This is a genomic window from Chitinophaga sp., from assembly GCF_036569185.1.
In the GTDB taxonomy this organism is placed as follows: Bacteria; Bacteroidota; Bacteroidia; order Chitinophagales; family Chitinophagaceae; genus Chitinophaga.
In genome coordinates this window covers 1-7,994 of record NZ_DATCRD010000262.1, presented here as the reverse complement: position 1 = coordinate 7,994, position 7,994 = coordinate 1, and the positions used below count along the sequence as shown (strand labels likewise).

The following is a 7,994-nucleotide window of genomic DNA, read 5'->3' as shown; positions in this document are numbered from 1 at the left end:
TAGCGGGTATCCAGTCGTTTCTGGATACGTGCAGGATCAATATCAGCGCCAATAAACACGGCGCCGGCCATAGTAGCCGCCAGTGGCTGTGCGCCGCCCATGCCGCCAATACCGGCAGTTACCAGGAGCTTACCTGAAAGGTTGCCATTAAAATGCTGGCGCCCGCATTCCATAAAGGTTTCATAGGTTCCCTGCAGGATGCCCTGTGTGCCGATATAGATCCAGCTGCCGGCGGTCATTTGTCCGTACATCATCAGTCCTTTGGAGCGCAGTTCGTTGAAATGCTCCCAGGTGGCCCATTTGGGCACCAGGTTACTGTTGGCCAGCATTACCCGCGGCGCCTGCGGATGTGTGCGCACAATACCTACGGGCTTACCGGATTGCACCAGCAGGGAATGCTCTTCATCCAGTGTTAATAATATGTCGATGATCTTTTGTAAAGATTCGCGGTTACGCGCTGCCTGGCCGATACCGCCGTACACCACCAGTTCATCCGGGTTTTCGGCTACTTCTGCATCGAGGTTGTTAAGCAGCATGCGCAGGGGCGCTTCGGTTTGCCATGATCTGGCGTGCAGCTGTGCACCACGCGGCGCTTTATAATGCGGGTGAGCTGCATATGTTTTAATAAAGTCCAAACTGGTCATTATAAAGTCCGTTTAAGTTAAGTTGATGATTAGCGGCAGCTTCGTTGGCAGTGCGTACCAGCGACTGGTCCGTAATAATTTGATGCAAAGCGGCAATGTCGTTGGAGAAGATGCGGTCTTTATCTGCAAAGGCCACATGCTTACGGGTGTATTGATGCACGGCTTCCAGCACCGGGCCGGATTTGAGCGGCCGGCGGAAATCCACTGCCTGTGCGGCATACAGCAGTTCAATGGCAAGGATGTACTCCAGGTTGCTGATCACCTGGTTTAGTTTACGCCCGCTGATAGAGCCCATGGATACATGGTCTTCCTGGCCCAGGGAGGTAGGCACACTGTCCGCGCTGGCGGGGAAACAGAGGGTTTTATTTTCTGTGACCAGTGCAGCGGTGGTATACTGTGGTATCATGAAACCGGAGTTGAGGCCGGCATCCCGTATCAGTAGTTTCGGCAGCCCATATCTTCCTTCAATCATCATATAACAACGCCTGTCGGATATATTGCCCAGCTCCGCGGCGGCCACAGTAGCATAATCCAGGGGCAATGCCATTGGCTGCCCGTGGAAGTTGCCACCGCTGATGGTATCTTCCGCGCTGAAGATGATGGGGTTATCCGTAACCGCATTCAGCTCTATCGTGGTAAGTTCCCGCAGGTGCTGCCATGCCGTGCGCGATGCGCCGTGCACCTGTGGCATACAGCGCAGGGAATAAGGGTCCTGCACACGGCCGCAGTCCACATGCGACGACATGATCTCCGAATTATCCAGCAGCGTTTTCAAACGGTGCGCTACCAGCTGGTTGCCGGGATATGGACGGATCACATGCAGGCGGGGGTCAAAAGGTTTGGCGGTGCCCATCAGTCCTTCCAGTGATAAGGCCCCGATGATATCCGCAGCTTCCAGTGCATTATGCAGCCGTTGCACGGCCTTCACGGCAAACGACAGGATGAACTGCGTACCGTTGATAAGCGCCAGGCCTTCTTTAGGGCCCAGTACCACCGGCTGTATGCCTTCCTGCTGCATCATGGCAGCCGTATCCGTTTTTGCTCCGCGGTACATCACGTGTCCAAGCCCAATCAGCGGCAGGAAGAGATGCGATAACGGCGCCAGGTCGCCGGAGGCGCCTACAGAGCCTTTTTCGGGCACCAGCGGCGTGATGCCGTGCTCAATATGCCAGATGATCCTTTCGAGGGTAGACAATGCTACGCCTGAGTAGCCCTGGGCCAGCGCCTGCACTTTGGTGATGAGCATAATGCGGGCAATTTCTTCAGGGATACTTTCTCCCACACCTACGCTATGACTTTGCAGGATATTGTATTGCAGCGCGCGGGTATCTTCCTCGGATATTTTGGTATCGCACAGCGGGCCAAAACCGGTGTTGATACCATATACCGTGGTATGCTGGGCCACGATGGTTTGTACATAGCCAAAGCTGGTTTGTACACGCGTAATCACTTCCGGTACCAGTATGCCTTTCACCCTGCCGGCGGCAATATCAATGGCGCTGGCAACGGTGAGCTGGTCAATACCGTACTTAAAAATATCACTCATGTCGTTCGGTTTTTCTGGTGTATGATATGTTATAATTGTTGCCTGATCCTTTCTGATAAAGGTTTTTGCTGTACCGATTGTTCAATCTGCGCGATAGCTGTAAGTATCTGCTGGCTTTGCTTATTCTCTGTTACCAATGCTTCCATAGCTGTAGTAATGGCTTCCCATACAGGCTGGATCTGTTGCAGCAGCTCTTCCCCTTTTTTGGAGAAGGCCACCAGTTGCCTGCGCCCGTCTTCCTTGCAGGGCGTTGTTTTGAGCAGCCCTTTCTTTTTCAGGTTCGTCACCATCTGGCTTACAGCGGAGTGGGATATTTCCAGTTGATCGGCAATATCAATCATAGGCACCGGCTGCTGTTTTGATAAGAGGTAGAACACCGGAAACCAGCTGGCGTCGAAGGGAATGCCCGCCTGTTCATATACTTTATTTACTTCCATAAGAAAGTATTCGCTCAGCCTGCGCAGGCGGCTGCCAAAAACGAGGTAGCCAAGTGATGGATAGAATGACATATAAAAGGTTGACGTTAAAATTATATAAGCACTTATACAATATTACGAAAGAAATACGAATAATAGCATTGCCGGCAGGAATTGTTGTTCACTGCTATCCGCCCGCAACGGTACTATTCGTACTGCCGGTTATTTTTTTACCGCCTGTTTCTTTTTGGTATCAAACCAGAGGGGGGAATCGTCTGTTACATCACCATTGTAATTGATAAAGAGCTCTTCTCCTTTCTTGATTTCACGGCGGGTGATGATACTCATGGTTTCTTCCTTGAAATCCATCTCATACTCACAGTTGGGATCGTAGTCGTGGTTATAGATAGAACAAAAGCCCAGCGCCACACAGGAACGGGTTTCCTTTGCACCCCAGAGAAAAATATAATTATGGAGCCTGGTTTTATCCACAATCTCGGTATCGTCGTAAGTAAGAACGAGCACAGGTGAAGTTTCTATCCTTGTTCCGGCAGGGATCCTTTCTTTGGTATAAACTCCCCGGCCTTTTCCTTTCGACTTATCAATGTACAAATACGGCTTTATCATAGCGCAATTTCAAAAATAAAAGAAGACGTAAAGTAAAGTTAAAGCAGGAAGTTATCAAAATCATGTTTAAAAAATTTAGGTTTGCCGCCCGGAAAATATTTTTTTTGCCTTTCATTAACCTGTATATATGATCAATTATAACCCGAAAGACTGGTTTACGTTCATTTTCCGTATTCATAAAGCGGATACGGTAAGGAAGCTGTTCCCCATGTTTATAGCCCTTTCCATTTATTCTGCCATCATAGCCTGGCTGGAGCTGGAGGTATGGAAGCTATCTGAAAAAAGCGAGTTAAAGAATATAACGCTGATGTATGGCCTGCTGGGCTTCGTGATCTCCCTGTTACTGGTATTCCGTACCAACACGGCATACGACCGCTGGTGGGAAGGCCGCCGGTTATGGGGCTCCCTGGTAAACAGCAGCCGCAACCTGGCCATAAAGATCCAGGCCATGCTGCCGGCGGAAAACAAAGCCGACAGGGAATTCTTTAAAGTAATGATCCCGAATTTTGCCTACAGCCTGAAAAACCACCTGCGTAAAACCTATATCCACGAGGAGATGGAAGCCATACCCGGGCAGGGGCCCCTGCATACGGATATCAGCAAACATGTGCCCAACCAGCTGTCGCAGCTCATTGTTTCCAGAACAATGGAACTGTACCGCAACGGGCAACTGACCGGTGATCAGCTCATCCTGCTGAACAATGAGCTGCAGTCCTTTGCCGATGTATGCGGCGCCTGCGAACGGATCAGGAACACCCCTATCCCCTTCTCCTACAGCGTGTTTATCAAGAAATTTATCTTCTTCTATGTAATGTCTATGCCGTTTGGATACGTATTCAGCCTGGGTTACCTCATTATCCCCATGATTGTATTCGTATTCTTTGTACTGGCAAGCCTGGAGCTCATTGCAGAAGAAATTGAAGACCCCTTCGGCAAAGACGCCAACGACCTGCCGCTGGATAACATTTGCAGCAACATCCGCCTGCATGTGTCAGAATTATTATAACGGCCGCCCGGCAGCGTGCCTATTTTAACTTAATTTCGCAGATAGAGGCAATTGTACATGGAAAATGAAGCTTTACTGGAAAAATTCCAGGCACTGACAAATGAGAAAAGTTACCGCGAGTTGTCAGTTTACCTGGATGACCAGCTGATTACGGATATAGCCGAATTGATTCACGAGGTCCCTGAAGATGCCGGAACAATCATCAATCACCTGTCGATCGGAAGAGCGGCAGCGGCTTTCCGTATCCTGGACTTTCCTCTGCAGGAAGATGTGATACGCACTTTATCGCCTGCAAAAATAGCAGAGCTCATGAACGAGCTGCCTGCGGATGACCGTACCGCCTTCCTGGAAGAGCTTCCCAGCGAAGCGGTAAAGGAACTGATCAAACTGCTGGACCCAGAAGAGCGCCGCATCACCCTTTCCCTCCTGGGTTACAAGGAGAACAGTGTGGGCCGTATCATGACGCCCGACTACATTGCCGTAAGGGAAGAATGGAGCGTAAAGGAAGTGCTGGACTATATCAGGGAGCATGGCAAAGACAGTGAAACCATCGACGTAATTTATGTAATTGATGAAAAAGGACAGCTGCTGGACGACTTCCGGATACGCGAGTTCCTGCTGGTATCGCCGGATACGGTGGTACATACCCTGATGGACGACCGCTTTGTATCGCTACATGCCAACGATAACCAGGAAGAGGCCATACAGGTATTCCGGATGGAAAACAGGGTAGCCTTGCCCGTGGTAGACGACCGGGGCGTGCTGCTGGGTATTGTGACCATCGATGATATGTTGTGGATTGCCAACGAAGAGCATACGGAAGACATCCAGAAGATTGGTGGTACCGAGGCCCTGGACGAGCCATACCTTGATATGCCCCTGCTGCGCCTCGTAAAAAAACGGGTAGGATGGCTGGTAGTATTATTTATCGGTGAAATGCTCACCGCTACCGCGATGGGATTTTTTGAAGATGAAATTGCAAAAGCCGTAGTACTGGCGTTGTTTGTACCGCTCATTATTTCCAGCGGTGGTAACAGCGGCTCACAGGCATCTACCCTCATTATCCAGGCAATGGCCCTGGGCGAGATCGGTATAGGCGACTGGTGGAGGGTAATGCGCCGGGAAATCATTTCCGGCCTGCTGCTGGGCGGTGTGCTGGGCGCCATCGGCTTTCTGCGGATCCTTCTCTGGAACTCCCTGTTCCATACCTATGGCGATCATACCGTGCTGATAGGCGCTACCGTAGGCATTTCCCTGGTGGGCGTAGTGCTGTGGGGAACCCTCTCCGGCTCTATGCTGCCGCTGCTGCTGAAGAAATGCGGCGCCGATCCGGCCACATCTTCCGCCCCGTTTGTGGCTACCCTGGTGGATGTAACGGGACTACTTATTTACTTCACCGTAGCCTATACGCTGATGAAAGGCATATTGCTGTAATGGGCCACTATAGCGGGGGGAAACCTTTTCCTCCGCTAGTAACACACCTCTTTAAGCTCCGTACCTTCCCTGGTTTTCCGCACTATAAATAACCGGTCGTATTCGTTCTCCCCTATAACATCCATATGTGGATTGGCTTTCAGGCTGCGAAGGATAGGCACCACCGTGTTGGAATGCCCTATCACCAGGAGGCGCTTGCCCCAGTCGCCATGCCGGGTAACCTGGTAAATAAAAGACTCCCCGCTGGTATCTGCTGCATAAAAACAGGTATCGAGATGTAAACGGATCCGTACACTATCGGCCGTGGCAACGGTTCTCCTGTAAGGCGTAAAGTAAATTTTATTCAACCCCGAATCTTTTAGCAGGCGGTATAAAGCCCCCGCCCTTTCCTGTCCGGCTACCGTTAATGTAGAATCCGGGCCAGGGTTTCTTTCAGCATGCCTGATCACATAAAAAGTACCGGTTAAAAAAGTAGTGTCTTCGGATACCGGCACCGGCTGGCGCACGGGCCGTTTGGGCTTGCAGGCGGCAAAAGAAAGGCAGGTAAGCAATAGTGGCAGTATACGCATAGAACGGATTTAAGGCAGATGACCGCATTACGTCCATCCAAAACTTACGGCAATTTATGATTAAACCGTTACATTTATTCCCCAACAAAATAATGAACCGCTATGAGAAAATGGGTACTGCCCGCCATTATTTTTTTATCAGCCAACCGCCTCAGCGCCCAGCAGGCATCACCGCTTACGGTAGAAAAGATCATGCGCGATCCCAAATGGATAGGAACTTCCCCTGATAACGTTTTCTGGAGCCCCAACAACCAGGCCGTTTACTTCAGCTGGAACCCGGATAAACAACTGGGTGATTCCCTTTACTATGCCGGTGTGAAGGACCACACACCACGGAAAACAGCGGCGGATGAACGCTCGCTGATCAACGCCAAAGCTGCCGGCGCATGGAGTGCCGACCGGTCGTTGCTGGCCTATTCCTATGAAGGCGATATTTATTTACTGGAGATAAGAACCGGGAAAACCACGCGCATCACCAATACCAAAGCCGTTGAGTATGATCCGGCATTCAGTTTCGGTGGTAAACAGGTGGTGTTCCGGCAAAACCGCGACCTGTACGGATGGGACAAAGCCTCCGGCCTTATCAGCCAGCTTACCAGCTTTGAAACAGGCAACAAACCCGCTGATAAAGACGACAGCAAATCCGGCAATGAAGAAGAACAATTCCTGAAAGCCCAGCAGCTGGAACTGATGCAGGTAGTGCGTGATAAGAAAACAAAAAGGGATGCCGCCGAAGCCTTTGATAAAGCACATGATCCCAAACCACTGAGATCACTGTACCTGCAAAATAAAAGACTAAGGGATGTACAGATCAGTACAGACGGGCGTTTCATTACATACAGCCTGTTCACGGCGCCTGCAGATGCCCGCAATACCATTGTGCCCGAGTTTGTAACAGCTTCCGGCTTCACTACTGATATTGCTGCACGTGATAAAGTAGGCGCGCCACAGGGTAGCTTTGAAAGCTTCATCTACGACCGGCAGCGCGACACCGTGCTCCCCATCAAAATTACAGACCTCCCCGGCATCAAAGATCTGCCCGATTACGTGAAGGACTACACGAAAAAAGATACGCCCAAGGTAAGGGAAGTGATCGTGAACGGCCCCTACTGGTCGGATAAAGGCACGCATGCCATTGTAGACATCCGCTCGCAGGACAATAAAGACCGCTGGATCGCCTTGCTGGATGCGGCCACCGGGTCGCTGAAAAGCATCAACCGCCAACGCGATGAAGCCTGGATAGCCGGCCCCGGTATTGGCTGGAGCATGGGCGGAGGGAACCTCGGCTGGATAGATGAAAACACCTGCTGGTTCCAGTCCGAAGCCACCGGGTATTCGCATCTTTACACTGCCAATGTGAATAACGGCGACGTAAAACCGCTCACCAGCGGCAACTATGAAGTACAAACCGCACAACTATCTCCCGATAAAAAATATTTCTATATCACCACCAACGAAGTGCATCCAGGCGAACAGCAATATTATCGTTTAGCCGTTACCGGTGGAAAGGCAGAAAGGATCACCACCATGCCCGGCGCCAACGATGTAAGCGTATCGCCCGATGGCAAGTGGATCGCCTTCCGTTATTCCTACTCCAATAAACCCTGGGAATTATATTTACAACCCAATGCACCAGGCGCAAAACCGGTACAGGTAACCAACCTGGCACAATCGGATGAATTTAAATCATACGCATGGCGGGATCCGCAGGTAATTACTTTTACTGCGCGCGACAACCAGCCTGTATATGCC

7 protein-coding genes and 1 pseudogene are annotated in these 7,994 nt (G+C 50.7%); 3 read left to right on the top strand and 5 right to left on the bottom strand.

The window, feature by feature from the left end; genetic code table 11:
• From VIM72_RS20145 to VIM72_RS20130, 4 genes and pseudogenes are all read right to left on the bottom strand, one after another.
• Nucleotides 1–644, bottom strand: a pseudogene (locus tag VIM72_RS20145) (urocanate hydratase); the annotation flags it as partial.
• Nucleotides 622–2,190, bottom strand: a complete 1,569-nt coding sequence (hutH, locus tag VIM72_RS20140; RefSeq protein WP_332004621.1) for a histidine ammonia-lyase — start codon at nt 2,188–2,190, stop codon at nt 622–624. The pseudogene VIM72_RS20145 and the gene hutH, both read right to left, overlap by 23 nt.
• 29 nt (nt 2,191–2,219) lie before the next feature.
• A complete protein-coding gene (locus VIM72_RS20135; RefSeq protein ID WP_332004620.1) occupies nt 2,220–2,699 on the bottom strand; it encodes a MarR family winged helix-turn-helix transcriptional regulator in 480 nt (159 codons plus the stop codon).
• Nucleotides 2,700–2,828: 129 nt separating this feature from the next.
• A complete protein-coding gene (locus VIM72_RS20130) occupies nt 2,829–3,233 on the bottom strand; it encodes an SET domain-containing protein (RefSeq protein ID WP_325646635.1) in 405 nt (134 codons plus the stop codon).
• Nucleotides 3,234–3,360: 127 nt separating this feature from the next.
• Here VIM72_RS20130 and VIM72_RS20125 point away from each other — a divergent pair, with 127 nt between their 5' ends.
• A complete protein-coding gene (locus VIM72_RS20125; RefSeq protein ID WP_332004619.1) occupies nt 3,361–4,239 on the top strand; it encodes a bestrophin family protein in 879 nt (292 codons plus the stop codon).
• Nucleotides 4,240–4,296: 57 nt separating this feature from the next.
• A complete protein-coding gene (gene mgtE / locus VIM72_RS20120; RefSeq protein WP_332004618.1) occupies nt 4,297–5,673 on the top strand; it encodes a magnesium transporter in 1,377 nt (458 codons plus the stop codon).
• Nucleotides 5,674–5,708: 35 nt separating this feature from the next.
• Here the strand turns inward: mgtE and VIM72_RS20115 are convergent, their stop codons facing one another.
• Nucleotides 5,709–6,242, bottom strand: a complete 534-nt coding sequence (locus tag VIM72_RS20115; RefSeq protein WP_332004617.1) for a histidine phosphatase family protein — start codon at nt 6,240–6,242, stop codon at nt 5,709–5,711.
• 102 nt (nt 6,243–6,344) lie between these two features.
• On the opposite strand from VIM72_RS20115, the gene VIM72_RS20110 reads away from it, so the two are divergent.
• Nucleotides 6,345–7,994: DPP IV N-terminal domain-containing protein (locus VIM72_RS20110; RefSeq protein ID WP_332004616.1), on the top strand; the 1,650-nt coding region annotated here is incomplete at its 3' end.

What these genes read in the sequence shown, in the direction of transcription:
- hutH (WP_332004621.1), bottom strand. Translation starts at nt 2,190, where the DNA reads ATGAGTGATATTTTTAAGTACGGTATTGACCAGCTCACCGTTGCCAGC.
- VIM72_RS20135 (WP_332004620.1), bottom strand. Translation starts at nt 2,699, where the DNA reads ATGTCATTCTATCCATCACTTGGCTACCTCGTTTTTGGCAGCCGCCTG.
- VIM72_RS20130 (WP_325646635.1), bottom strand. Translation starts at nt 3,233, where the DNA reads ATGATAAAGCCGTATTTGTACATTGATAAGTCGAAAGGAAAAGGCCGG.
- VIM72_RS20125 (WP_332004619.1), top strand. Translation starts at nt 3,361, where the DNA reads ATGATCAATTATAACCCGAAAGACTGGTTTACGTTCATTTTCCGTATT.
- mgtE (WP_332004618.1), top strand. Translation starts at nt 4,297, where the DNA reads ATGGAAAATGAAGCTTTACTGGAAAAATTCCAGGCACTGACAAATGAG.
- VIM72_RS20115 (WP_332004617.1), bottom strand. Translation starts at nt 6,242, where the DNA reads ATGCGTATACTGCCACTATTGCTTACCTGCCTTTCTTTTGCCGCCTGC.